This is a genomic window from Streptomyces polyasparticus (assembly GCF_014493765.1).
Taxonomy (GTDB): Bacteria; Actinomycetota; Actinomycetes; order Streptomycetales; family Streptomycetaceae; genus Streptomyces; species Streptomyces polyasparticus.
Window position 1 is genome coordinate 286,558 of record NZ_JACTVJ010000012.1, and the last position, 24,259, is coordinate 310,816.

The 24,259-nt window shown below is 69.8% G+C and carries 17 protein-coding genes and 1 pseudogene; 9 read left to right on the forward strand and 9 right to left on the reverse strand.

All coding sequences use genetic code 11. The features are described 5' to 3' along the window. The first annotated feature begins 293 nt into the window (after positions 1-293). The 4 genes from H9Y04_RS25895 to H9Y04_RS25910 are packed head-to-tail and all read left to right on the forward strand — an operon-like array spanning position 294 to position 4,717. Positions 294-1,355, forward strand: a complete 1,062-nt coding sequence (locus H9Y04_RS25895; RefSeq protein ID WP_187816411.1) for a substrate-binding domain-containing protein — start codon at positions 294-296, stop codon at positions 1,353-1,355. Positions 1,356-1,390: 35 nt separating this feature from the next. Further along, positions 1,391-2,566 carry a toxic anion resistance protein gene (locus H9Y04_RS25900; protein ID WP_187816412.1) on the forward strand — a complete coding sequence of 392 codons (1,176 nt, stop codon included), beginning with the start codon at positions 1,391-1,393 and terminating at the stop codon, positions 2,564-2,566. Then, positions 2,563-4,110 carry a substrate-binding and vWA domain-containing protein gene (locus tag H9Y04_RS25905; protein ID WP_187816413.1) on the forward strand — a complete coding sequence of 516 codons (1,548 nt, stop codon included), beginning with the start codon at positions 2,563-2,565 and terminating at the stop codon, positions 4,108-4,110. The genes H9Y04_RS25900 and H9Y04_RS25905 overlap by 4 nt, the downstream gene beginning before the upstream one ends. Before the next feature lie 16 nt (positions 4,111-4,126). Beyond that, positions 4,127-4,717, forward strand: a complete 591-nt coding sequence (locus H9Y04_RS25910) for a hypothetical protein (protein ID WP_187816507.1) — start codon at positions 4,127-4,129, stop codon at positions 4,715-4,717. Between the two features lie 63 nt (positions 4,718-4,780). Here H9Y04_RS25910 and H9Y04_RS25915 read toward each other — a convergent pair whose 3' ends face one another. The 4 genes from H9Y04_RS25915 to H9Y04_RS25930 all read right to left on the reverse strand — a co-directional run bounded on the left by H9Y04_RS25915 (position 4,781) and on the right by H9Y04_RS25930 (position 7,951). Further along, positions 4,781-5,158 carry a cupin domain-containing protein gene (locus tag H9Y04_RS25915; protein WP_187816506.1) on the reverse strand — a complete coding sequence of 126 codons (378 nt, stop codon included), beginning with the start codon at positions 5,156-5,158 and terminating at the stop codon, positions 4,781-4,783. A 35-nt stretch (positions 5,159-5,193) separates the two neighbouring features. Beyond that, on the reverse strand, positions 5,194-6,423 hold the full coding sequence (locus tag H9Y04_RS25920; protein ID WP_187816414.1) for an ROK family transcriptional regulator: 1,230 nt from the start codon (positions 6,421-6,423) through the stop codon (positions 5,194-5,196). A gap of 156 nt (positions 6,424-6,579) precedes the next feature. Then, positions 6,580-7,227 (reverse strand): alpha-ketoglutarate-dependent dioxygenase AlkB family protein, encoded by a 648-nt coding sequence (locus H9Y04_RS25925; protein ID WP_187816415.1) that lies wholly within the window; start codon positions 7,225-7,227, stop codon positions 6,580-6,582. A gap of 16 nt (positions 7,228-7,243) precedes the next feature. Continuing rightward, a complete protein-coding gene (locus H9Y04_RS25930; RefSeq protein ID WP_187816416.1) occupies positions 7,244-7,951 on the reverse strand; it encodes a GntR family transcriptional regulator in 708 nt (235 codons plus the stop codon). 204 nt (positions 7,952-8,155) lie between these two features. Here H9Y04_RS25930 and H9Y04_RS25935 point away from each other — a divergent pair, with 204 nt between their 5' ends. The 3 genes and pseudogenes from H9Y04_RS25935 (at position 8,156) to H9Y04_RS25945 (ending at position 12,846) form a co-directional block, all read left to right on the forward strand. Next, entirely contained in the window at positions 8,156-9,622 is a 1,467-nt protein-coding gene (locus tag H9Y04_RS25935; RefSeq protein WP_187816417.1) for a chlorohydrolase family protein, read from the forward strand. A gap of 69 nt (positions 9,623-9,691) precedes the next feature. After that, positions 9,692-10,353: pseudogene (locus tag H9Y04_RS25940) on the forward strand (RHS repeat-associated core domain-containing protein); the annotation flags it as partial. Positions 10,354-11,619: 1,266 nt separating this feature from the next. Continuing rightward, a complete protein-coding gene (locus tag H9Y04_RS25945) occupies positions 11,620-12,846 on the forward strand; it encodes an MFS transporter (RefSeq protein ID WP_187816418.1) in 1,227 nt (408 codons plus the stop codon). 439 nt (positions 12,847-13,285) lie between these two features. On the opposite strand, the gene H9Y04_RS25950 is transcribed toward H9Y04_RS25945, so the two are convergent. Next, a complete protein-coding gene (locus tag H9Y04_RS25950) occupies positions 13,286-14,620 on the reverse strand; it encodes a GH1 family beta-glucosidase (RefSeq protein WP_187816419.1) in 1,335 nt (444 codons plus the stop codon). A 61-nt stretch (positions 14,621-14,681) separates the two neighbouring features. Between H9Y04_RS25950 and H9Y04_RS25955 the strand changes: the two genes are divergently transcribed. Continuing rightward, positions 14,682-15,305: a TetR/AcrR family transcriptional regulator gene (locus H9Y04_RS25955; RefSeq protein ID WP_187816420.1), complete on the forward strand. Its 624-nt coding sequence runs from the start codon at positions 14,682-14,684 to the stop codon at positions 15,303-15,305. 19 nt (positions 15,306-15,324) lie between these two features. Here the strand turns inward: H9Y04_RS25955 and H9Y04_RS25960 are convergent, their stop codons facing one another. The 3 genes from H9Y04_RS25960 to H9Y04_RS25970 form a co-directional block, all read right to left on the reverse strand. After that, the gene (locus tag H9Y04_RS25960) at positions 15,325-16,596 is read right to left on the reverse strand and encodes an MFS transporter (protein WP_187816421.1); all 1,272 of its coding nucleotides are present in this window, start codon (positions 16,594-16,596) and stop codon (positions 15,325-15,327) included. Continuing rightward, positions 16,593-18,653, reverse strand: a complete 2,061-nt coding sequence (locus H9Y04_RS25965) for an alpha-galactosidase (RefSeq protein ID WP_187816422.1) — start codon at positions 18,651-18,653, stop codon at positions 16,593-16,595. Before H9Y04_RS25965 ends, H9Y04_RS25960 begins: the two co-directional genes overlap by 4 nt. A 109-nt stretch (positions 18,654-18,762) precedes the next feature. Then, positions 18,763-20,829, reverse strand: coding sequence for a galactose-binding domain-containing protein (locus H9Y04_RS25970; RefSeq protein ID WP_187816423.1), 2,067 nt, complete (start codon positions 20,827-20,829; stop codon positions 18,763-18,765). A 339-nt stretch (positions 20,830-21,168) separates the two neighbouring features. Between H9Y04_RS25970 and H9Y04_RS25975 the strand changes: the two genes are divergently transcribed. Next, the gene (locus H9Y04_RS25975) at positions 21,169-22,806 is read left to right on the forward strand and encodes a sigma-70 family RNA polymerase sigma factor (protein WP_187816508.1); all 1,638 of its coding nucleotides are present in this window, start codon (positions 21,169-21,171) and stop codon (positions 22,804-22,806) included. Positions 22,807-22,925: 119 nt separating this feature from the next. On the opposite strand, the gene H9Y04_RS25980 is transcribed toward H9Y04_RS25975, so the two are convergent. Then, positions 22,926-24,104: an L-talarate/galactarate dehydratase gene (locus H9Y04_RS25980; RefSeq protein WP_187816424.1), complete on the reverse strand. Its 1,179-nt coding sequence runs from the start codon at positions 24,102-24,104 to the stop codon at positions 22,926-22,928. Positions 24,105-24,259 lie beyond the last annotated feature (155 nt).

Genomic DNA, 24,259 nt, shown 5'->3' on the forward strand with positions numbered 1-24,259 from the left:
CCCATCTCCTCGGTGAGGTCTCGGGACCGGCCGTTGCCCGGCCGATCTCTGTCGATGCCTCGAGACTCCCGCTTGCAGGGGGTCCGGGTCGTCGTACGGGCAGCGGCCGTCGGGCTGCTTCCCCGGGAGTACATGAGGGCTTCGCGCCTGCTCCCCGGCCGCCTCTCCACGAGCCCGTACGCGCCCTTCTGCCGGTGTCGTCGGTGGACGCCGTGCTGTAACGGGACGTGTCCGACACCCCCCGTTCACCCCGTACGGCGGGGAATGTTGGGTTCCGAAGGCACGCTCCGAACGTGAGACGAATCGCAGGAATCATCCTCGCGGTCCTGCTGATCGGCGGCGTGGCGGTTGCCGTCGTAGCAGGCCGGGACGAGGGCACGAGCACGGCGACGAAGACCGTGCGCGCAGTGATCGGGTCGGAGAAGGCCGAGTTCTTCGCCGACCCCGAGGTGGTGGAAGCCCTGGCCGCCAAGGGCTACACCGTGAAGGCCGAGACCTCCGGGTCCTGGGCCATGGAAGGGCTCGACCTCGAGGGGTACGACCTCGCTCTGCCGTCGAGCCAGGCACCCGCCGTCGCGCTGGCGGCGAAGTACAAGGTGACCGGGACGCTCCCGCGCCCCTTCTACTCGCCGCTCGTCGTGGTGGCCCACAGGAACGCGGCCGAAGTGCTCGCGTCGAACGGGCTCGCCACACTCGACGAGGCCCACCGGGGCACGCTCAAGATGGACAGCTACCTCGACGCCGCCCGTAAGGACCGCACCTGGCAGGAGCTCAAGGGCGCCGGGAAGTACGGGGAGTTGACGGGCACGCTGTATCTGTCGAGCACCGATCCCCAGACGTCCAACTCGGGGGCGCTGTATCTCGCCGCGGCCTCCTACGTGGACAACGGCGGCAAGGTGGTCGCCGGCGACGGCGAGGTCGACAGGGCCGCGCCGCTCCTGAACAAGCTGGTGCGGGTGCAGGGCGCTCAGCAGTCCAGCAGCGACGCCGCCTTCCGTGACTTCGTCAGCGGCGCGGGCAACCCGCTCGTGGTCGTCTACGAGTCACAGGTCGCCTCGCTCCTCGCGGACGGACAGAAGCCCGACGACCTGGTCGTCCTCTACCCGGACACCACGGTCAACAGCGACCACACCGTCGTACCGCTCACCGAGGAGGGCAAGGCGGTGGCCGAACTCCTCGCCGAGGACGAGACGCTGCGTGCGCTCGAGGTCCGGCACGGCTTCCGCCCGCAGGGCGGCACGCCGAAGTTCGCGGACGGAGCCACGTATCTCAAGCAGGAACTGACCGGTGTCCACCAGGCGGCCGTGCCCACCTCCAAGGTGCTGCACGAGCTGGCCCGGCGGGCGCGGGCATAGGGGGATCACCGATGAATGACCACATGCCTGACGGCATGACGCGCGACGCTGCGGACGACACCTTCGTCCTGACGCCGCCGCAGCCCGTGGCCGCCGTGCCGCGCGAGAAGGCCGGCGGGCTCGTCCCGGTCGACGAAGGCGTGCGCAGCGACATGGCCGACAAGGCCTCCGCCTACGTCGCGGGCCTCGCGTCGCTCGACGCCCGCTCCCCCGAGTTCGCCGGCAAGGTCGGCGAGATCACCTCGCTCGGCGCCGGCGAGATGCGTACGGCGGCCGCACAGTCCAACCGGATGCTGGAGCGGACGATCCGGAGCCTGCCCGACACGGGCGGGGACGCCCAGTCGCAGGTCGCGGGCTCGCTCGTGGAGCTGCGGCGGGTCGTCGAGGACCTGGATCCGCGCGATCTGCCGGCGTCCAAGGGGCGCAAGTTCCTGTCGAAGCTGCCGGGCGGCAGCAAGCTGCGCGACCACGTCGCCAAGTACGCCTCCGCGCAAGGGACGCTGAACAAGATCGTGGGTTCGCTGCGGGGCGGGCAGGACGAGCTGCGCCGCGACAACGCCGCGCTGCAGACCGAGCGCGTACGCCTGTGGGAGACCATGGGCAAGCTCCAGGAGTACGTCGTCCTGACCGAAGCCCTGGACGTGGCGGTCGAGCAGCACATCGGCGCAGTACCGGACCCGCAGGAGGCCGACTCGCTGCGGGCCGACATCCTCTTCCCGGTCCGCCAGAAGCACCAGGACCTGCTCACCCAGATCGCGGTGTGCGCGCAGGGCTACCTGGCCATGGATGTCGTACGGCGCAACAACGAGGAACTGATCAAGGGCGTCGACCGGGCCGCGACCACGACCGTGTCGGCGCTGCGCATCTCCGTGATGCTGGCCTCGGCCCTCGACAGCCAGAAGAAGGTCATCGAGCAGGTCAACGCCCTGCGGGGCACGACCGATGACCTGATCCGGGGCAATGCCGAGATGCTCGCCACGCAGAGCGGCGAGATCCAGCGCATCGCCGCCGACTCCGCGGTGGGTGCGGAGACGCTGCGCAGCGCCTTCCAGCAGATCTACCGCACCCTCGACGCGATCGACACGTACAAGATCCAGGCGACCGAGGCGATGGCCACGACGGTGGAGAACCTCACCGCCGAACTGCAGCACGCGAGCGGCTATCTGGACCGCAGCCGGTCGCGGGGCGCCCTGGAAGGAGGTCTTGGATGAACAGGCGGACATTCAAGTGGCTCCTTGCCGCAGCGCTGTCCGCACTGACACTGCTGACGGCCTGCACCTCCGAGTCGCCCGCCGGGCCCGACGACGCCCCGCGCCCCGGTTCCCTGCGGATCCTCGCCTCCAGCGAGCTGAGCGACATGAAGCCGGTGCTCGAACAGGTCGCCCGCGACACCGGCATCGAGGTCCGTCCCACCTACATGGGCACCCTCGACGCCGTGGAGCTCCTGGCGCAGGGGAAGGCCGAGGACCGGTACGACGCGGTGTGGCTGTCCTCGAACGACTATCTGCGCCTGCGGCCCGAAGCGGCCGCGCAGATCGTGTCGGAAACCCCGGTCATGTCGAGCCCGGTCGCCGTCGGGATCAAGCCCGCGGCGCTCACCGCCCTGGGCTGGCAGCCCGAGAACGTCACCTGGGCGCAGCTCGAACAGGCCGTGCGCGACGGCAAGTTGACCTACGGCATGACCGACCCGGCACGCTCCCACTCGGGCTTCGCCTCGCTGGTGTCCGTCGCCTCGGCGCTCTCCGGAGCGCAGTCCGCGCTCACCGACGCCGATGTCACGAAGGCCACGCCCCGTCTCAAGGAGTTCTTCGCCGGGCAGAAGCTGACGTCGGGTTCCTCGGGCTGGCTGGCGGCGGCGTACAAGCGGCGCGGGAACGTCGACGCCCTCCTCAACTACGAGTCCGTGCTCGAGAACATCCCCGGGCTGACCGTGATCCGCCCCGAGGACGGCGTCGTCACGGCCGACTACCCGCTCTCCTCGCTCGCGTCGAGCGACACCGCGACCCGCGAGGAGGTCCGCCGCCTCACCGAAGCACTGCGCGGTGACACCGTCCAGCGGCTGATCACCGAGCGCACCCATCGCCGCCCGGTCGTCGCCTCGGTGGCACCGGCGGCGGGGCTCGACACGGGCCGGCGCCGCGAACTGCCCTTCCCGGGCAGCCGCTCGGTCGCGGACGGCCTGCTCTCCTCGTACGAGAACGAGCTGCGCCGCCCCTCCCGTACGGTCTACGTCCTGGACACCTCCGGCTCGATGGAGGGCGAGCGCCTGGACCAGCTCAAGTCGGCATTGACCTCGCTCACCGGGGACTTCCGTCAGCGCGAGGAGGTCACGCTGATGCCGTTCGGCTCGGGGGTGAAGAAGGTGCGGACCCATGTGGTGGAGCCCGCCGACCCCAAGACAGGACTGAACGGAATCCGCAAGGACACGGCCGCGCTGAGCGCGGAGGGCGACACTGCGATCTACACCTCCCTGCAGAAGGCGTACGACCATTTGCGGTCGGAACGGGACACGTTCACCTCGATCGTCCTGATGACGGACGGCGAGAACACCACGGGCGCCGACGCGGCCGACTTCACCGCCTTCTACAAGGGCCTGGATCCCGGGCAGCGCGAGATCCCCGTCTTCCCCATCCTCTTCGGCGACTCCGACAGGTCCGAGCTGCAGGGCATCGCCGACCTGACCGGAGGCCGGCTCTTCGACGCCCAGGAGGTCTCGCTGGACGGCGCCTTCAAGGAGATCCGTGGCTACCAGTAAGAGGCACCCGGGATATCTGAGCTACCTGGAGTCCCGCAAGAACATCGCGGGCAGCGCGTGCGGGCTCTTCGGCCTGGTCCTCACCTTCACCGGTGTCGCCGGCGCGTACTGGCCCGTCGTCGTCGCGGGCCTCTACGGCGCGGGCGCGCTCATCGCCCCGCCGGAGCGGCCCGCCCGACCCGACTTCCCGGACCCCTCGGCCCAACTCGACGCACTGCGCGCCGACTTCGAGAAGCTGCGCGCCTATCTGGCGGACGTCGAGCTGTCGGTCACGGCGGCCGCCCGGCTGCGCGAGGTCACCGACCTCCTCGCCGCTCTCCTCGAACGCGGCTGGGTGGCGGAACTCCTCGCGCACGACCCGGAGAGCGTGCACGTGCTCGCGCGGGTCGTCCGCCGCGATCTGCCGGAGGCCGTCGACACCTTCGTACGGACCCGCTGGTGGACCCGGATGGCTCCGGGCACCGACCCTCCCGAACTGCATCTGGAGCGCCAGCTCGGCCTCCTCAAGGCAGAGTCCGAGCAGCTGGCGGCCGGTCTGCGCGCGGTGGAGGAGCGGCGGCAGGAGTCGCATACGCGGTATCTGGAGGAGCGGGGCGGGAGCGTGTGAGGGCGGTGGCTCAGCGGAAGCGTGTGAGGGCGGTGGCTCAGCAGAAGCGGTGAGGGCGGTGGCTCAGTCGGGCTTCGGCGCGTCCACGCGATAGCCCGGGACGGACGGCCAGCGCACCGTGAGGACCACCGACTCCTCCTCCGCGTGCCAGGAGTGGTCGACGCCCTTGCCCCACAGGACGTACTCGCCCTGTTCGGCGAGCACCACGTCATGACCGGGGAACATCATCCGGAAGCGCCCGCTGATCAGGACGAGGAGCGCCGTACGGATCTCGCCGGTGGCCCACTCCGCGCGGGTGTCCCCCTGGGGGTGCACCCCCCATTTGATCTCCAGCTCGGCGCAGTGCCGCGGGTCGGCCGGATCCTTGAAGTGGCCGAGGAGCCAGCCGCGGTCGAGGGCGGCGTCGCGGTCCGCCCGGCCCGCGTACACCCCGTCGGCCACCTCGTGGAAGGCGCCGCCCTCCTGTTCGTACACGCTCACGCCAGTGCTTTCATCGGGTCGTCGAGGACGGGCTGCCAAGCCAGTTCGGCAGCCCCTACAAGGGAGTTGTGGTCGAGGGTGCAGGCGAGGATCGGCACTCCCCCGCTGCGTCCCCACAGGCTGCGGTCGGCGACCACGGCGCGCAGCCGGTCCGGGTCGGCGTCGAGCAGCGCGCGGTGCAGGCCGCCGAGGATGATCCGGTCCGGGTTCAGGATGTTCACCAGGCCGGCGAGGCCGAGGCCGAGGCGGTCGATGAGTTCCTCGGCCGCCAGACGGACCTGCGGTTCGGCGTAGGAGTCGCGCAGCAGGTCGAGGGACTGCTGCAGGAGCGAGACCTCGGGGCCCGGTTCGCGTCCGGCCTTCGTGAGGAAGGCCAGCGGGTCGGCCTCCACGTCCAGGCACCCGCGGCTGCCGCAGTGGCAGGGGCGGCCCTCGGGGTTGACAGTCAGATGACCGACTTCCAGGGCGAGGCCCGAACTGCCCGTGTGCAGACGGCCGTCGAGCACCAGCGCACCGCCGACGCCGCGATGCCCGGTGGCCACGCACAGCAGATGCGCGGCGCCCCGTCCGGCGCCGTGCCGGTGCTCGGCGAGCGCGGCGAGGTTGACGTCGTTCCCGGTGAACGCGCTGACGTCCAGGCCCGCGGCCGCGATCCGTTCGGCGAAGATCTGCCGTACGGGTGCGCCGACCGGCCAGGCCAGATGCAGCGGATTGAGGGCGAGGCCCTCGGGGTCCGCGACGGCGGACGGGACGGCGAGCCCGGCCCCCGCACATCTGCGGCCGGAGGCTGCGAGCAGTTCGGCGCCGGCGTCGACCACCGCGCTGATCACCTGGACGGGGTCGGCCTCGATGTCCTCGCACCCGGGTGTCGTGGCCACGATCCGGCCGCCGAGGCCGACGAGTGCGGCACGGTAGCCGTCGGCGTGCACCTGTGCGGCGAGGACGACAGGACCGTCCTCGGCGACGTGCAGCCGGTGCGAGGGCCGGCCCTGCGAGCCGCCGGCCGCACCGGGTTCGACGGTGATCAGGCCGAGCGCCTCGAGCTCGGCGGCGACGACTCCGGCGGTGGCCCGCGTGACGCCCAGCTCGGCGGTGAGCACGGAACGGGTCGGGGCTCGCCCCGTATGCACGAGCTCCAACGCGGGGCCGAGCGCTCCACGCCCCCGGTCAAGGCGGGTCCGCACGGTGGCGGACCGCGCTTCGCTTGAGGCCGTGTTGCCGTTCATGGGGCCGAGTCTCCCATGATCCGCCGGACGTTCAGCGGCAGGATCCATCAGGTTCGCGCTGAGCTTGGGGGTTGTCTGACCCTTCAGGAGAGGTTGAGACTTCGCGTACGGGCTGCTGTGCTTCGCCCTCAAGGCGGCAGGCCCGCGTCGGCGGCTCTACGCGAGGCCGCTCACCCGCAAGGTGAGGTTCAGCCGCCCCACAAGCCCCAGCTTCGCGGGGGCTGTTCCCCCGTGGACCCGCGGCACTCCGTGGTAGTTCAGCCGGGATTCCCCGCCGAACACGAACGCGTCGCCGCTGCGCAGTTCCACGTCCGTGTAGGGCTTCGTCCTCGTCTCACCGTTGCCGAAGCGGAAGACACAGGTGTCGCCGAGGCTGACCGACACCACGGGATCGAGGGACTTCTCGTCCTGGTCCCGGTGCATGCCCATCCGGGCGTCCGCGTCGTAGAAGTTGATGAGGGCGATGTCGTACGGGGCCGCCGCGAACTCCTCGCCGAGCGCGGCCGCCGCCGTTCGCCGACCCAGGTCCACGAGTGAGGCGGGCATCGCCTTGACCGGCGCTCCGTCACCGTCCACGGCCGTACGCGCATAGCCGTAGGGGAACCAGTGCCAGCCGAGGCCGAACTGCCGCACCGACATCCGTCCACCGCCGGGGGTGGTGACCTCGCGCAGCCCGGCCGGCGGGCGGGCCCAGGTGCGGCACTGTTCGAGGAGCGCCCGCTGTTCGGCGGGGTCCAGCCAGTCCGGCAGGTGTACGGCGCCGGGTGCGATGGTGCGGCGTGGGCGCCGGAACAGCTCGTCCATGTGGCCTGAGCCTGCTCTACGCGTCGTTCAGATCGTCGCCGGCGTCGACTGAGGGATCCAGGTCGGCCTTCGCGCCGGCGTTCGCGTTGCGCCGGTGCGCCGCGATCTTCGCCCGGCTGGTGGCGAGGTGCTGGGCGGCCAGTTCGTCGACGCGCTGCACGTCCCGCGCCTCGATGGCCAGGTACAGCTCCTCGTGCTCGTGCGCGAAGAGGTCGAAGTCGTCGTGCTGGCCGAGCAGCCAGCGCATCCGGCTCTGCAGGATGCCGCCGAGCTCGCTCAACAGGGCGTTGTCGGCGAGTTCGGTGACGGTTTGATGGAAGTCGGCGGCCTTGCGGCGCGCCGCCTGCCCGTCACCCTTGGCCGAAGCGGCCAGCTGCTGGTCCAGGTCGTCGCGCAGCTTCGCCAGTCCGGCGCGGGTGCGGCGCTCGGCGGCGAGCCGGAAGGCGAGCGTCTCCAGGGCGGAGCGGACCTCGTTGAGGTCGGAGATATCGGACTGGCTGAACTCGCGCACCACGGCCCAGGTGCGGGGCCGTGGCGTCACCAGGCCCTCACTGACGAGGCTGCGCAGCGCATCGCGTACGGGCAGCCGACTGACGCCGAGTTCGGCGGCGATCTCGCGCTCGACCAGCTTGCTGCCGGGAGCGCGCGTACCGTCGATGATCTCGTCGCGCAGGGTGTTCATGACCCGCTCCGACTCGGGGGTGAATTCCTCAGCCGTTGCCATGGCGGCATTTTCGCATCCGAGATCGCCCAGACGGCCTTCGACGACCCTGTGGGTGGCAACGATTCGTATACCACCACGCTTGTCGACACCCACAAAGACGCTCGCGATTCCGGCGAAGCCGCGTATCGGATAGCAAGCAGCCCACCGCCGCTTTGGTATCCCAAATGTTAGAGTCCCCGGGTCGCTCACCCGCAGGAGGATCCCGTGCACACCCGCTGGCGCGCCGCCCATGTACTCGCCTTCCAGAACGGCCGGCATGTGCTGCTGCGCGACGGCGAAGTGGTGTGGCAGGACGACACCATCGTTCATGTCGGGCGCGGCTGGGAAGGCCCGGTCGACGAGGACGTGGACCTCGGCGGGCGGCTGGTCATGCCCGGCCTGATCGACCTCGACGCGCTGGCCGACATCGACCACCTGATCCTCGACTCATGGCACTCCCCCGAGACCGGACCGGGGCTGCAGTGGTCCCGCACGTACGCGCGCGCGAGCCGTGATGTGTTCACACGCGCCGAACGCGCGACCGTCCGCGAGTACGCCCTCGTCCAGCTCGCCCTGCACGGCGTCACCACGTACATGCCGATCGCGTCCGAGGTGCACAGCTCCTGGGCGGAGACGTTCGAGGAGTTCACGGATCTGGCGGAGGCCTCGCGGCGCATCGGACTGCGGGGCTATCTCGGCCCGAGCTACCGCTCCGCCGTCAATGTCGTCGACGCCGAAGGCAACCGCGATCTGCACTTCGACGAGGAGCGCGGGCGCGCCGGACTCAGGGACGCCGAGCGGTTCCTCGACCATGTCGAGCGGCTCGACGACCCGCTGGTGCAGGCCGCCTTGCTGCCCTGCCGTATCGAGACGATGACCCCCGACCTGCTGCGCGCCACCGCGGATCTCGCACGCGAGCGCGGCGTCCCGGTCCGCCTGCACTGCCTGCAGGGCAGCGTCGAGCGCGAGCTCGTGCACCGCCTGTACGGCTGCACCCCGCTCCAACTGATCGAGCGCACCGGCCTGTTCGACACCCATCTGCTCATCCCGCACGGCATCGTCATCGACCGGCACCCTTCCGTGCACGGCGAGGACAACGGCGATCTGGACACCCTCGTGCACGCCGGTGTCTCCGTCATCCACTGCCCGCAGACCTCGCTGCGCTACGGCGACGTACTGCACTCGTTCGGCGACTACCGCAACGCGGGCCTCAATCTCTGCCTGGGCACCGACTCCTTCCCGCCGGACCTGATCCGCGGCATGGACCTCGGCGTCCACCTCGCCAAGGTGGTCGACGGCCGGCCCGACGCGGCACCCGCCGAGGCGTACGTGGAGGCCGCGACGCTGGGCGGCGCCCGCGCGCTGGGACGCGAGGACCTGGGGCGGCTCGCGCCCGGCGCCCGTGCCGACCTGGTCGCCTTCCGCCTCGACGACATCCGCGACGGGGTGCTCGACGACCCGGTGCGCACCCTGCTGCTGAACGGCACGGCCCGCAATGCCACACACTCCGTGGTCGACGGCCGCCCGGTCCTCGTCGACGGCGCCCTGCCCGGAGTCGACGTCGAGGCGCTGCGCGCCCGCGCCCAGGCGCTGTTCGCCACGATGCGCGCGGCCTACAGCGAGCGCGACCACCGGGGCCGCGGGGCCGACGAGCTGTTTCCGCCGACGTTTGCGCCCTTCGTCGAGCAGTAGGTTCAGGTCCCTTCGTCGGTGGACGGGCCACAATCTGACGCCACTTGGACAGATCTGAATCTCAACCGTCACACGGCTGGCGCGTCGACTCCGGAAGGCACCCGCACGGGGGAAACCTGGTCCGACTCCTCCCAGCTCACCTCACTGACCGTGGGCGGCACCACCTACGCCGGCCAGTACGGGGCCACGGATCAAAGCGAGCACATCAAGCTCGGCCCAACTACCTTCCACAACGGGCCACTTGACCTCTCGGCCCAGACCACAGGCGGCGTGGACATGGGATTCAATCGAGACCCCGGGGGCACTCCGAATTCCATGACCACGGGCGGAAAGGCGTACTTCTACCTCACCGACGTCATCGGCTCCGTCATCGGCCTCGCAGATGAAACCGGCGCAAAGGTCAACTCCTACGCCTACAGCCCCTGCGGCGTCACCCGCAACACGACCACGGAACAGGTTCCGCAGCCGTACCGGTTCGCCGACGGCCACCAAGACCCCACCGACCTCTACCACTACGGCGCCCGCAACTACGACCCCAACATCGGCCGCTTCAACAGCCCCGACCCTTCCGGCCAGGAAAAGACCCTTACCTGCACGCCGAAGGCGACCCCGTCAACCGCATCGACCCGACAGGGCTGTTCAGCTTCTCCGATGTTCTGGATGTAGCTGAAAAGGTCGTCACTGTCGCCACAGGATGCGCGGGGGCGTCGGCCTGGCCGCAGAGACCGTAGGACTACAACCATCGACCATCCCCCTCGGCACCGCCGGCACGGCGGGTGCAGGTCTTCTCGGATGCGGAATCGGCATTGGTGCAGCGCTGATAAACGCAGACTTGATTCCCTACGGATGACACCTGATCAAACCAGCTAGTCCGTTACGACCCGGCAGGGGTGGCGCTGGATGGCTTTCGCCACCCCCGCCGACACGATGTGGCCTGCAGAAGATACCGCTTCGGATGCACTCACTTGATGAGAGGAAATCCGTGAACATGCAGATCCTGGCGCGTGGTGCGTACGGGCCGGACTTCCCTGTCTGGCTCTGGGTCGCACTGATAGTTGTCTTCATCGCAGCCGCTTTGCTTTCGGCCTAGCGGAGGCGGAAGTAGGGATCCTGACATGGCCCCACGGGCACACCCCACCTTTCGCGGAACAAGGATCAGGCAGAACGCCCATGTCGAATAACGAGTACCGCAAGGCGTGGAGGAATCTGACCCTCGCCTTCATCGTCCTGTACCTCTTGATAGGCATAAGCATGATTGCCTCCGGATCATCTGCCAGTAGCGCATGGATCAGACCGCTGTGGTTGATCGCTCCTGCCCTTGGGGTGGCAGTTGTCATTCGAACCAGGCGTCCCAAGAGGTAGGTAGAGCCCAGGGAGCCCGCCCGGGAGGGGATCGGCGCTCCCCGGGAATGCGCGCCGGGAGACACACCTGGCAATGGCGACGCGAGACCTGTACGACGAGGCGGCGCCCGAGTCGGAAACTGCGCCGGCCTGAGGAAGCGGAGGTACTCCGGTGCTGGAGAGCAGCGAGTGGACCGTACTGGCATATAAGGGCTTGGGGGGAGCTTCGATGTGGGTCGTGATCGGACTCCTCATCCTGGGGCCGGCGTGGGCCGCCGTCGCGACGTCGAGGAGGCGGAAGTGACGTGTTCTGCCGACGGACCCCAAGTCCCCACCGGCATGCGCCACTTCGGCGCCCGCTACCACGACCGCACCCTCCACCGCCTCATCAGCCGGCCCTGACGCGGAGCACAAGAACCCGTACCTGCACGCCGAGGACGACTCGGTCCACCGCACCAGCCCCCAACGGATCGCTCTCGCTACCGACCTGTCTGAGATCTGGTTCCAGGCGGCTGCGGTCCATGCTCACCCCGGGAACGGCCGGTGATCGACAAGACTCCACCCCGTCGGCATTCCAGCCGTAGAGCCCGCAAACCCACGCGAGCACACGCGAATCCCCCTTGTTCAGGGCCGGACTGACCCCTACCCTGTGTTTTGTGCCGCTACTGAACAAACTCAGGTCCGGATCCGCCGTCGCCACCAAACCGCCCACCGGCCTCACGCGCCTGCGCGTCATCCTGACCGTCTTCTTCGCCCTCGACGGATTCATCTTCGCCGGCTGGGTCGTCCGCATCCCCGCGATCAAGGAGCAGACCGGAGCGTCGGCGAGCGCACTCGGCCTGGCCCTGCTCGGCGTCTCCGCCGGCGCAGTGATCACCATGGTGTTCACCGGACGGCTCTGCCGCCGTTACGGCAGCCACCCGGTGACGGTCGTCTGCGCAGTGCTGCTCTCGTTGAGCGTCGCCCTGCCCCCGCTCACCCACTCAGCAGCCGCACTGGCCGCCGTGCTGGTCGTCTTCGGTGTCGCGTACGGAGGCATCAATGTCGCCTTCAACAGCGCCGCCGTGGATCTGGTCGCCGCTCTGCGCCGGCCGATCATGCCGAGCTTCCACGCCGCGTTCAGCCTGGGCGGCATGGTCGGCGCGGGACTCGGCGGGCTGATAGCCGGCTCCCTCTCCCCCACCACGCATCTGCTGGGCCTCACCGTGATCGGTCTGCTCGTCACCGCGATCGCCGGACCTGCCCTCCTGCACCTCCAGCCCCCGAACCCGCCGGCGGGACGGACCGATCCGGAAGAGACCCCGCGCCGCCTCGACTCCCGTGCCCGCCGCCTCGTCCTGGTCTTCGGCTTCATCGCCCTGTGCACCGCCTTCGGCGAAGGGGCACTCGCCGACTGGGGCGCGCTGCACCTCGAACAGGACCTCGACGCACACCCGGGCATGGCAGCCGCCGGCTACTCCCTCTTCGCGGGCGCGATGACCCTCGGCCGCCTCAGCGGCACGACGCTCCTCGAACGGCTCGGCCAGACCCCGATCATCGTGATCGGCGGGGCAACTGCCGCCGCGGGCATGCTCCTCGGCGCCCTCGCCCCCACCGTCTGGCTCGCCCTCATCGGCTTCGCCATCACCGGCATCGGCCTCGCCAACCTCTTCCCCGTCGCCGTCGAACGCGCCGGCGCACTCGCCGGACCCAACGGAGTGGCCACCGCCTCCACCCTCGGCTACGGCGGCATGCTCCTCGGCCCGCCCGCGATCGGGTTCATGGCGGACTGGTTCACCCTCCCCATCGCCCTCACCAGCGTTGCCGTCCTCGCGGCCATCGCCGCACTCATCGGCTACGGCACGCGGACGCCACGAAACCCAAGACTCGACTCACTTCAATGAGGCCTCGTCGCGTGATGTTCCGGTTGAACCAGCCAGGGACAGGGCGGATCGGCGGACGGTCGGCCATCGACGGCGCGGTTACTGAACCTCGGTACATTACGGGCATGGAAACGCAAATGCGGCCGCTAGTACTCTGGCTCGCACTCTTGGCAGCGGGAGTCGGCTGGGGAGTGATCAGCGGGTCGTGGTGGCTCACGCTGCCGTCTCTGCTCCTGCTCAGCCTCACCGTCCACCGGTGTCAACAGCGGAGCGGCGGTCCCGGGTTTCTCCAACGCAAGGAGAGAGCCGTGATCTTGGGATCGATGGTGCTTTCCCTCCTGGCCGCGCTCGTCGTCCGGCTGGCTCCGTGATCCACATCGACGCGCACCCCATGACCTCGACGCGCACGTCGCCGCTCTTCTCGGTTACGTGACCCGCGGCGGGGACAACCCACCGTCATTCAGCCGCGTTGCCCCCGTATGAGGTCCCGGTACCAGCCGAACGACGCCTTCGGGGTGCGGACCTGGGTCTCATGGTCGACATGGACGAGGCCGAAGCGCTGGTGGTAGCCCTCCGCCCATTCGAAGTTGTCGATCAAGCTCCAGGTGAAGTAGCCGCGCACGTCGACACCTTGGGCCACAGCGGCGTCGACGGCCTGGACGTGGGTGTCCAAGTAGTCGATACGGTCGAGGTCTTGGACGGAGCCGTCGGCGGCGACGACATCCTCCGCCGAGCAGCCGTTCTCAGTGATGTAGACCGGCGGGAGCGACGGGTAGCGCTCCTTGAGGGTGACGAGGAGTTCGCGCAATCCGTCCGGGACCACTGGCCAGCCGAATGCGGTGCGGCGGTAGCCCTCGATCGGGGCCTCGTCGAACGGCAGCCCTTCGGAGGTCGGCGCCTGGATCCGCGTCGGGTTGTAGTAGTTGATGCCGAGGGCGTCCAGCGGGGCCGAGATCAGGTCCAGATCGCCGTCCCGGACGGAGCCGCCGAGCGTCCCGTCCACGCCGAAGGCTGCCAGGTCGGGGTAGGTGCCCGTGAAGAGCGGGTCGTTGAACAGGCGGTTGTGCAGGTTGTCGTAGGCCTGCGCGGCGGCCAGGTCGGCAGGCTTGTCCGACGCGGGCCAGACCGGGGTGCAGTTGTTGGCGATCATCACCTTGAGGCCGCGTGCGCGGAGCTCTCCCGACGCCACTCCGTGCCCGAGGAGTTGGTGATGGGCGACGGGCAGGGCGTCCAGGAAAAGAGTGCGACCCGGCGCGTGGATACCGAGGCCGTAGCCCCAGACCATGTGGACGAACGGCTCGTTGAGAGTGATCCACTGCTGGACGCGGTCGCCGAGCCGGTCGGCCACGAGCGCGGCGTATTCGGCGAAACGGTGCGCGGTGTCGCGGTTCAGCCAGCCGCCCTCGTCCTCCAGGGCCTGCGGAAGATCCCAGTGGAAGAGGGTCGGTACGGGCTCGATGCCGTGCGCGAGGAGTCCGTCGACCAGGCGGTCGTAGAAGTCCAGACCCGTGGAGTTGGCCGCACCCTTGCCGTACGGCTGGATCCGGGGCCAGGCGACGGAGAAGCGGTAGCCGGTGAGGCCCGCCTCGGCCATCAGCGCGATGTCCTCCGCGTACCGGTGGTAGTGGTCGCAGGCCACTTCGCCGGTGTGCCCGTCGCGGACGGTGCCCGGCCGGGCGGTGAAGGTATCCCACACCGACGGCCCGCGGCCGTCCTCCTCGGTGGCGCCCTCGATCTGGTACGACGCCGTCGAGGCGCCCCAGACGAAGTCCGTGGGCAGATGATCCAGTGTCACGTACGACCTCCTAGAACATGAGCACTGCTCACGTTAGTGGGTTCGGTGGAATGATGGAAGCGTGAACCAAGACCGCACCCCAGGGACCCTGCGCAAGCTGCCCGTCCAAAAGCGCAGCCTCGAACGCTTCGAGCGGCTCCTCGACGCCTGCGCCCAAGTCCTGGACGAGGTCGGCTATGCCGCGCTGACCACGAAGGAAGTGGCCCGGCGGGCCGAGGTGCCCATCGGCACCCTGTACCAGTTCTTCTCCGACCGCGAAGGACTGATCGGCGCGCTCGCCGCGCGGAATCTGGAGTCGTACCTGGGGCGGGTGACGGACCGTCTGGAGCGCGAGGCGCCCGACGGGATCATCGGCGTCGTGGAGGTGACCGTCGACGAGTACGTCACCATGCGCCGCTCGATCACCGGATTCGGCGTCGTCGACTTCGGCGCCGTCGGCCAGGACCACGTCCTGGAACCGCACTTGGACAACAACACCGCGGTCGCCGGCCGGCTGCGCGCCCTGACCGCCTCCCTGACCGGTGTCGAGGACGACACCGACCTGGAGATCGCGGTACGGGTGGCCCTGGAGTGCGCGGACACGCTGCTGCAACTCGCCTTCCGCACCGACCCGCAGGGCGACCCGCAGCTGATCGCCGAGTGCAAGCGGGTGCTCAACAGCTACCTGAGCGACCGGCTCGGCTGACCTGCCGCGAAAAGACCTCTCAGCGGACCGACTTCACCTTCCAGACCATCGCCGCACCGAGGACGGACAGTCCGGCGGAGCACAGGAACAGCAAGCGATAGCCGCCCAGGCTGCCGAGTACGACCGAGGCGATCGCCGGGACGAGGACGTACGGCAGGGAGGTCATCAGATTGGCCAGGGCCATGTCCTTGCCGCGGTCGGCCGAGGCCGGGAGCACCTCGGTGACCAGGGCGGTGTCCACGGCCAGGTACACGCCGTAGCCCAGGCCCAGGATGACGGCCGCGGCCAGGGTCATGGTCCATGTCGGCGACAGCGCGAGCGGGATCGCGGCGACGGCCATCGTGACGCCGCCGAGGAAGACGAGCATGCGGCGCCTGCCGAGCCGGTCGGAGAGCCAGCCGCTGAACACCACCGTCGCGATCGTGGCCAGGCAGTTGACGCCGATCACGATGAGCAGCCCGTCCTCGGTGGACTGGCCGGGGAAGATCTCCTCGTAGTGCACCACGTCGTCCAGGAAGTACGGCAGATAGAGCGTGCCCGTGCCGTAGCCGAGGCCCATGGTGAACCGGGAACCCAACGCCCAGACGAAGTCGGGGTGCCGGCGCGGGCTGATCCGGTAGCCGTTGAGGAAGGTGCGCAGCGAGAACGGCTCGCGGTCGCGCAGGGGTAGCGGCGGGTCCTTCATGGTGATCGCGAACAGGAGGATCAGCAGCGGCAGCGTGGCCATCAGCGCGTACTGCGCGGGGAATCCCGTGACGAGGCCGAGCAGCAGACCGCCCGCGATCATGCCGATGGCCTGCGGGGCCATCGCCCAGCCGAGCACCACGCCCCGCTGGGCCACCGGGACTTGGTCGGGCACGATCGGGGCGAGTCCGCCGCCGATGAGCATGAATGTGGCGGACAGTACGAGCGAGCCGATCGCGACCCCGACCACCGTCGTCTGGAAGCCGAGGCAGACCAGCGCCGCCATACAGGCCAGCGAGCCGATCACCAGCCAGGGCCGGCGGCGCCCGAACCGGCTCGTGGTGCGGTCGCTGAGGGCGCCGGCCAGCGGCGCGAGGACGATCCCCGATATCGCGCCCATCATGCTGACCCAGGCGTAACTGCCGATCTTCCCCTCCGGGTCGATCTCGGCGATCTGCTCCGGCATCAGGAATGTGGTCGGCGCCTGCAGCGGCACGTAGAGACCGATGTTGGCCAGTACGTACAGGGCGATCCAGCCGCGGCCGACCTTGTGCACCGGCTCGGCGAGCGCCGCGGGCTGCCCGGGGCGCTCCGGGGCGAGGCTCATCGGGAGACCTTCTTGAGGTGGACGAGCTCGCTCGTGCAGTCGAAGGAAAGGAGCGGCGCGAGGCCGTGGCCGAGGAGGACGGCTCCCTCGTGTACGGCGCCGGTGGCCTCATCCCGGTAACGAGCCCCCGGATCAAGGGCCTTGAGGCGGGTGCGGGCGGCCGAGCGGGTCAGCGCGGACGGCTTGAACCGGAAGACGACCACCTCGTCCTCGGTGAGGTACTGCACGGCGTCGTTCCCCAGGCGGTACTGGACTCCTCCGTGCACCACCGGGCGGATCCGCTTGTACTGCGCGACCAGCATCCGGGACCAGGCCAAGTCCTCCTCGCTCCAGTTCCGCAGGTCCCCGCCGATGCCCATGGCGCCCGCCATCGAGACGTGGAACCGATACGCGATGGACGCCAGGCGGCCGGTGACGCTGTTCGGGCTGTCGGTGACCCAGGCGCCCATCGTGCGTGCGGGCAGCACCTGTCCGTGACCGTGCTGGATGGCGACGCGTTCGGCGGCGTCGGTGTTGTCCGAGGTCCAGATCTGGTCGGCGCGGGTGAGGACGCCCAGGTCGGCGCGGCCGCCGCCACCGGCGCACGACTCCAGGTACAGGCCGGGACGGGCGGCGCGCGTGCGGTCCATCACCTCGTACACGCCGCGTGTGTGCTCGATCCAGACCCGGTCGGGGTCGGCGGCCCCGGGCCGGCCTGCCTCGCTGAAGGGCCGGTTCATGTCCCACTTGAGGAAGGCGACGTCGAGTTCGGTGACGGTCCTGACCAGCCACTCCACCGCCCACTCGCGGACGTCGCGGCGGGCGAAGTTCAGGACGTACTGGTTGCGGCGCTGTGACCGTCCCCGTCCTTCCTGGTGGAGGATCCAGTCGGGGTGCGTACGGAAGAGTTCGCTGTCGGGGTTGACCGCCTCGGGCTCCACCCACAGGCCGAAGCCCATGCCGAGGGAGCGGACGTGGTCGGCGAGCGGCCCCAGGCCGTTCGGGAAGCGGTCGGGGTTGGGCCACCAGTCGCCGAGTCCGGCCCGGTCGCTGGTGCGGGCGCCGAACCATGCGTCGTCCACGACGAACACCTCGACGCCGATCGAGGCGGCCAGGTCGGCGAGTTCGTTCTGCTGTTTCTCGCCGATGTCGAACTCGGTCGCCTCCCACGAGTTGTAGATCAGGGGGCGTTCGGCGGCGCGGGCGGGCAGCACCTCCCGTTCCACGTAGGCGTGCCAGCGGCGGCTGGTGCCGCCGAAGCCGTCGGGAGCGTAGAGGCCGGTGAAGACAGGGGTCTCCAGGCGTTCACCCGCGGCCAGATGCCAGACGAGTCCTTCGTGGCCGAAGCCGCCCGTCCAGGAGGTGCGGCCGTAGGGGTCGCGGCGCAGGGTGATCCGGCGGCTGCCGCTCCAGGCCAGGGCCGTGCTCCAGACCTCGCCGTGTTCCTCGGCGGCGTCGTGCGCGTCGAGCATCAGCCAGGGCCCGGCGTGCTGGCCCGTGATCCCGAGGCGGCTGGTGAACACGGTCTCCCCGACGGGCACTTGGTCGCGCCGCAGCTGGAACTCCCGGCCCCATTCCCCGACCACATGGCTGACGCGGTAGTCGTCGCGGGCGGGCAGCGTCCAGGCGGCGGAGTCGAACCGCAGCACCTCCACCGGCTCGTGCGCGGTGAGGACGGCCCGGCGCTCGACCTGGTCGTGGCCGTCCCGCAGCCGGTAGTGCAGGTCGAGGCCGAGGGCGCGCACCCGGTCCGTGAAGGAGAGCGTGAGCCGGTCGCCGTCGATCTCGTGCGAGCGGAAGCGCCACTCGAAGCCGCGGACCCCGTCGCCGAACCGTACGGTCAACGAGGGCGCCCCGAACCGCAGTCCACCCTCGACGCCGAACTCCTCGCCGCCCGGGTCGTCGCCGCCGGGATCCTCCGCGGGCAGGTCGGCCGCGATCGCGACGGCCTGCTCCAGGGACAGTGGGCGGCCCCAGTGCACATGCCGGGGGACGTCCTCGGCGTCGAGGCAGAAGGCGTAGGAGGTGCCAGGGGTGCTGAGCAGCCAGAGGCGGGCCTCGGCGTGGTGCCTGATCATGCGAGTCCTCGGAGATGGGTGGGGCTGATGCTCTGCCAGGTGGCGGGGCCGGCCGGATCAGGGGAACTGATCCGGCCGGCCCCGGCCGTGGACACCGCCTGGTCGACGGTCAGCTGCCGTACACGCCGACCTCGCGCAAGGAGTAGCCCCACTTGGTGCCGCGCTCCAGGCCGTGCACGCGTACGTAGCGCGCCTGGCTCGACGTGAAGCGGGCCGTGTCCAGGCCGCCGTCGCCGGCGGTCGTGGACCAGGCCGTCCGCCAGTTCGTGCCGTCGTCCGACAGCTCGATGCGGTACGACTTCGCGTACGCCTCCTGCCAGTCGAGGGTCACGCGGCCGACCGGCTTGGCGGACCCGAGGTCGATCCGCAGCCACTGGTCGCTCGACCACTCGCTGGCCCAGCGGGTGTTGAGGTCGCCGTCGACGGCCCTGCCGGGCGCGAAGTTCTCGATCGGATTCCACCACTCCGTCGAGGACGCCGAGGCGCGTGTGCCCTGGGCCAGGTTCTGCCCGGGTGTGTGCTGCTCGGACTTGCCCCATGTACGCAGATACGACTCGGCGCCCGAGAACAGGTCGTCCACGACGCCCTGTCCGCCGACGATCCGGATGTCCTCGATCCAGTCGGGGACCATGCCGTAGTGCGCGGCGCCGTCGGTGTTGAAGTCCCATGTGCGTTCACCGGTGGTCTGCTTGTCGATCAGCGAACCGCCGTCCGTGGACCGGTAGGGGTACTTCACCGGGTTCGGGGTGTCGGCGCCGCGCGGGGCCGGCCAGCCGCCGACTCCGTTCATGTCGGTGCCGTAGCCGAGGCCGACGTCGTACTTCGCACGCAGCGCGTCCCTGCCCTTGGCCTCGGCGCTGAAGCCCTCGGCGCCGCTCATGTACGAGGCGGCGAACCCACCGAGCTTGTAGAGCCGTTCGGTCCAGCCCGCGTCCATCCAGCTGTGCGAGGAGAGGACGCCGGGGTAGTCCGCGGACTCGAGGATGTCGAAGGCCTGGCCGGCGGCCTTGACGCTCATGTGGTCCAGCTCCAGCATCATGTGACGCTTCATCATCCCGCGTACCGCGTATGCGCCCAGGTCGGTCAGTCCGCGGGTGTTGCACTGGGCGTCGGTGGCGTACGTGGGGACGGACTCGCCCTCGGGCAGTCGCGCCTCCGCCTCGGGTGCCGCCGCGTTGCCGATGGGGTTGTCGCGCTGCGGCCCGCGACAGGTCTCCGTCTTCCAGTACGTGCCCGTCGACAGGAACTGGCCGACGTTGATGGCCGTACCGAGCGCGCCGGAGTCGAAACGCACCCCGCACAAGGCGTTGTCGAACTTGTGGCACAGGAACATGCTGCTGACGCCCAGTTCCTTGAGCTCGTCCAGGCCGCGGTCGATGTCCGCCTTGCTGCACTGGGCGACGTCCAGGATCTGCTTGCAGCCGAACGGTTCGGAGGTCTCGACGCCCAGGACGACGGCCAGCTTGCCCTGTTCGATGACCTCGCGCGCCTGCCCGCTGCTGGTGACGATCCGGAACCAGCCCTTGCCGGGGCCGCCGTACATCTTGTCGATGTAGGCCTGCATGTCATACGTCTTCTGCGCCTCGAGACGGATGGCCGTCATCTCGTCGCAGCTGCGGTCCTTGAAGAAGTAGACCGAGCAGATCACTCCGTTGGTGACCAGGTCGTTGACCAGGACCCGCTGACCCGCGCGCCAGGCCCGCTCGATGCCCGCGTAGTAGTTCTGCTGGTGGGTCAGGGAGTCATGGGCGGGCCAGTCCTTGAACGTGGGCCAGCCGACGGGGTCGTGCTTGCCGTCACCGCCCTTGGTGATCATGTCGAAGACGGCGAGCGAGCCGTCGGGGTAGTGCTCGGGGCAGTCCTTGAGCGCGTCGGCCACGCCCTGCTCGGAGAACGGCTTGCCGCAGATCAGCCGCCCGCCGAAACCCTCGTTGGACATGATGTGGTCGTGGGCGTCGACGAAGCCCCGAACGTTCCCCTGGGCGTCGGTGCCCTTGAAGGGCTCGCCCGTGACATTGACCCGAGCGTCGGGAGCAGGCCGCGCGGTGGGATCCCACCACTTGTCCTCCGCCGCGGAGCTGGGCGCCGGGCCGAGCACCAGAGCCATCGCGGTGAGGAGCAGGACGACCAGCGGAAGGGATCTGAATCTGTGGCGTGGGGGGTGCGTGAGGGCCATCACGAGATCCTTAATGTGAGCACAGCTCATGTTTGGCTCACAGATTAGGGACATGCGCCCCCGCCGCCAAGCCCCTGTCAGGGAGTTGTTACCGGAGGTAGCACGTATCCGGCGCGGCAGGCCGACGCCACGCCCATACCGCTAAATCCTGATAAACCGCCTTGCACCCTCCGCACCGCGTCTTCACATACGTCATATCCCACACCCCTCGGCCCTTGTGTCCCCGAGTCCGCCCGCGCAAAGGTGACGCGATTCCTGTTATCCGCCGACGCCCCCAGGGTCTCCTGACTGCCGGCCCGGTGAGGCGGCGAGCGAGAGGGAGAGTGGACGGACGTGGGTGTGAGCCGAGAGAGCGGCGCGCTGGTGCGCGCGGCGCAGAACGGGGACCGCAGGGCGCAGGCCGATCTGGTCACCGCGTATCTGCCGCTGGTCTACAACGTCGTGGGCCGTGCGCTCGACGGTCACGCCGATGTCGACGACGTGGTGCAGGACACCATGCTGCGGGCGCTGCGCGGTATCGACGGGCTGCAGGATCCGCTGCGGTTCCGCTCGTGGCTCGTGGCGATCGCGGTGAACCAGGTTCGGCGCCACTGGCAGGCGCGGCAGTCGGCGCCGGACGCGTTCGGCCTGCGTGACGCGTACGAACTGGCCGATCCCGCCGGGGACTTCGTGAACGTCACGATCGTCCGGCTCGGCCTGGAGGGTCAGCGCCGCGAGGTCGCCGAGGCGACGCGATGGCTGGAGAGCGACGACCGCGAACTGCTCTCGCTGTGGTGGCTCGAGGCCGCGGGCGAGCTGACGCGCCCCGAGCTGGCCGCCGCTCTGGAGATCTCCGAGCAGCATGCCGCGGTGCGGGTGCAGCGGATGAAGGGCCAGTTGGAGACCGCGCGCGTGGTCGTCCGCGCCCTGGCCGCGCCGCCCTGCCCGGGGCTCGGCGCGGTGGTCGGGATCTGGGACGGCATACCGTCCGGGCTGTGGCGCAAGCGAATAGCCCGGCATGTACGGGAGTGTCAGCTGTGTTCGCGGCATGCGGCGGATCTATGGCCGGCCGAGGGACTTCTCGTCGGCTTCGGCCTGGTGCCCGTGGCGGCTGCCGCGGGGGCCGGGCTGTTCGCGGCACTCGGTCTCTACGGGGAGCCGGCCGCGCAGACGGTGGCGTTCGCGGATCCGGCCGGCGCCTCCTGGGACGCCACGGCGGACGAGCCCTGGGACGCCGGCGGCAGCGATCTGACTCCGGCCGGCCCCACGCGGCTCGAGGAGCGCCGGATGCGCGTGCGCAAGCGGCGGCGTACGGCCACGGCGGCGGCAGCGGTCGTGCTGCTCGTCACGGGGGTGACGGCCGTGGGGATCGATCTGATGTCACCCGACTCGGACAGCGACAAGGTGCAGGCGGCCACGGCCACCGCCTCGGACAGTCCGTCCGAAGCGGAGAGCACCGCGGCCGAGACACAGTCGCCGAGCCCGTCCGTATCGAAGTCGCCCTCGCCCTCCGCCTCCAAGAAGCCCTCGCGGACGGCCAAGCCGACCCCGACCACACCCAAGCCGCAGCCGACGAAGACCAGGACGACCGAGCCCGCGCCGGCCCCGAAGCCGCCGGCGAACCCGGGCGGCACGCATGCGCAGCAGGTGCTCGCGCTGGTGAACGCCGAGCGCGCGAAGGCCGGTTGCTCGCCCGTGACCATGGACAGCCGGCTCTCGAAGGCGGCCCAGCTGCACAGCGAGGACATGTCGGCGAACAACTACTTCAGCCACACCAGCCAGGACGGCCGCACCTTCGTCGACCGCGCGAAAGCCCAAGGCGTCGACAACCCGGGCGCGGAGAACATCGCCCGCGGCCAGAGCTCGGCACGGAGCGTCATGGACGCGTGGATGAACTCGGAGGGCCACCGCGCCAACATCCTCAACTGCGGCCTGAAGACCATGGGGTTGGGCGTGGTGACGAGCGACTGGACCTGGACGCAGATGTTCGGCTGGTAGCCCCGGCCGCGGGTCTGCGGATCAGAGCCGCCTGCCTACTTCCGGATCAGGGCTGCTTGCCCACTTCTGGATGAGGGCTGCTTGCCCACTTCCGGATGAGGGCTGCTTGTCCCTCCAGATCAGGGCCTCTTGCCCTCTTCGTGGCGGGCGACTGTCCAGGCGCGGGCCTGCTCGCTGAGCGTGATGCCGAGTCCGGGGCGCCCGGACAGGTGCATCCGGCCGTCGCGTATCTCAAGACGCTCCTCGAACAGCGGGTACAGCCAGTCGAAGTGCTCGACCCAGGGTTCGATCGGGTACGCGGCGGCCAGATGCAGATGGATCTCCATCGCGAAGTGCGGCGCGAGCTGCAGCTGATGGTGTTCGGCGAGCGCGGCCAGCTTCAGGAACTGGGTGATGCCGCCGATCCGCGGAGCGTCGGGCTGGATGATGTCGGCGGCTTGGTGCCGGATGAGCTCGACGTGTTCGGCGACGCTCGCGAGCATCTCGCCGGTGGCCACGGGGGTGTCGAGCGAGGCGGCGAGAGCCGCATGCCCTTGCGCGTCGTAAGCGTCGAGCGGCTCCTCGATCCAGGCGAGTCCGAACTCCTCCATGGACCGACCCATCCGCTGTGCGGTGGTCCTGTCCCACTGCTGGTTGGCGTCGACCATCAACGGCACGTCCTCGCCGATGTGTTCGCGTACGGCCGCGAGCCGGCGCAGGTCGTGCCTGCCGTCCGGGTGCCCGACCTTGATCTTGATGCCGCCGATGCCGCTCGCCAGCGAGGCGCTCGCGTTGGTGAGCACGTCCTCGACCGGTACGTGCAGAAAGCCGCCGGAGGTGTTGTAGCAGCGCACGGAGTCGCGGTGGGCGCCGAGCAGTTTGGCCAGCGGCAACCCGGCCCGCTTGGCCTTCAGATCCCACAACGCCACGTCGTACGCTGCGACGGCCTGCGTGGCCAGACCGCTGCGCCCGACGGAGGCACCCGCCCACACGAGCTTGGTCCAGATCCTGCCGATGTCGCTCGGATCCTCACCGATGAGCTGCCCGGCGATCTCCCGCGCGTGTGCGAACTGCCCCGGCCCGCCGGCCCGCTTGGAGTAGCTGAACCCGACGCCCTCGCGGCCCTGTTCCGTGGCGATCTCGGCGAACAGGAAGGCCACTTCGCTCATGGGCTGCTGGCGCCCGGTGAACACCTTGGCATCGCTGATCGGTGCGGCCAGCGGCAGCGTCACCGAGGAAAGGCGCAGCCAGGCGATGCGGTCGGGGGCGGCGTCGCCCGCGAAGGGCGCGGAGGAGGACGTGTACGGCGTGGTCACCACGGTGGATCCCTGGGTCGGGGCGGGACGGCTGGCGCCTCGAACGCTACGGTCGGCGATCGATCACGTCCATCCTGAGTTTCCCCATGGACCGGCTTCACGGCGTGCGCGGCGTTCCCGTCCACGGGCCGGAACTTGGTGGTCACGCCGCCGGGCAG

What these genes read in the sequence shown, in the direction of transcription:
- H9Y04_RS25965 (WP_187816422.1), bottom strand. Translation starts at nt 18,653, where the DNA reads ATGATCAGGCACCACGCCGAGGCCCGCCTCTGGCTGCTCAGCACCCCT.
- H9Y04_RS25920 (WP_187816414.1), bottom strand. Translation starts at nt 6,423, where the DNA reads ATGAACGGCAACACGGCCTCAAGCGAAGCGCGGTCCGCCACCGTGCGG.
- H9Y04_RS25905 (WP_187816413.1), top strand. Translation starts at nt 2,563, where the DNA reads ATGAACAGGCGGACATTCAAGTGGCTCCTTGCCGCAGCGCTGTCCGCA.
- H9Y04_RS25900 (WP_187816412.1), top strand. Translation starts at nt 1,391, where the DNA reads ATGACGCGCGACGCTGCGGACGACACCTTCGTCCTGACGCCGCCGCAG.
- H9Y04_RS25960 (WP_187816421.1), bottom strand. Translation starts at nt 16,596, where the DNA reads ATGAGCCTCGCCCCGGAGCGCCCCGGGCAGCCCGCGGCGCTCGCCGAG.
- H9Y04_RS25930 (WP_187816416.1), bottom strand. Translation starts at nt 7,951, where the DNA reads ATGGCAACGGCTGAGGAATTCACCCCCGAGTCGGAGCGGGTCATGAAC.
- H9Y04_RS25925 (WP_187816415.1), bottom strand. Translation starts at nt 7,227, where the DNA reads ATGGACGAGCTGTTCCGGCGCCCACGCCGCACCATCGCACCCGGCGCC.
- H9Y04_RS25970 (WP_187816423.1), bottom strand. Translation starts at nt 20,829, where the DNA reads ATGGCCCTCACGCACCCCCCACGCCACAGATTCAGATCCCTTCCGCTG.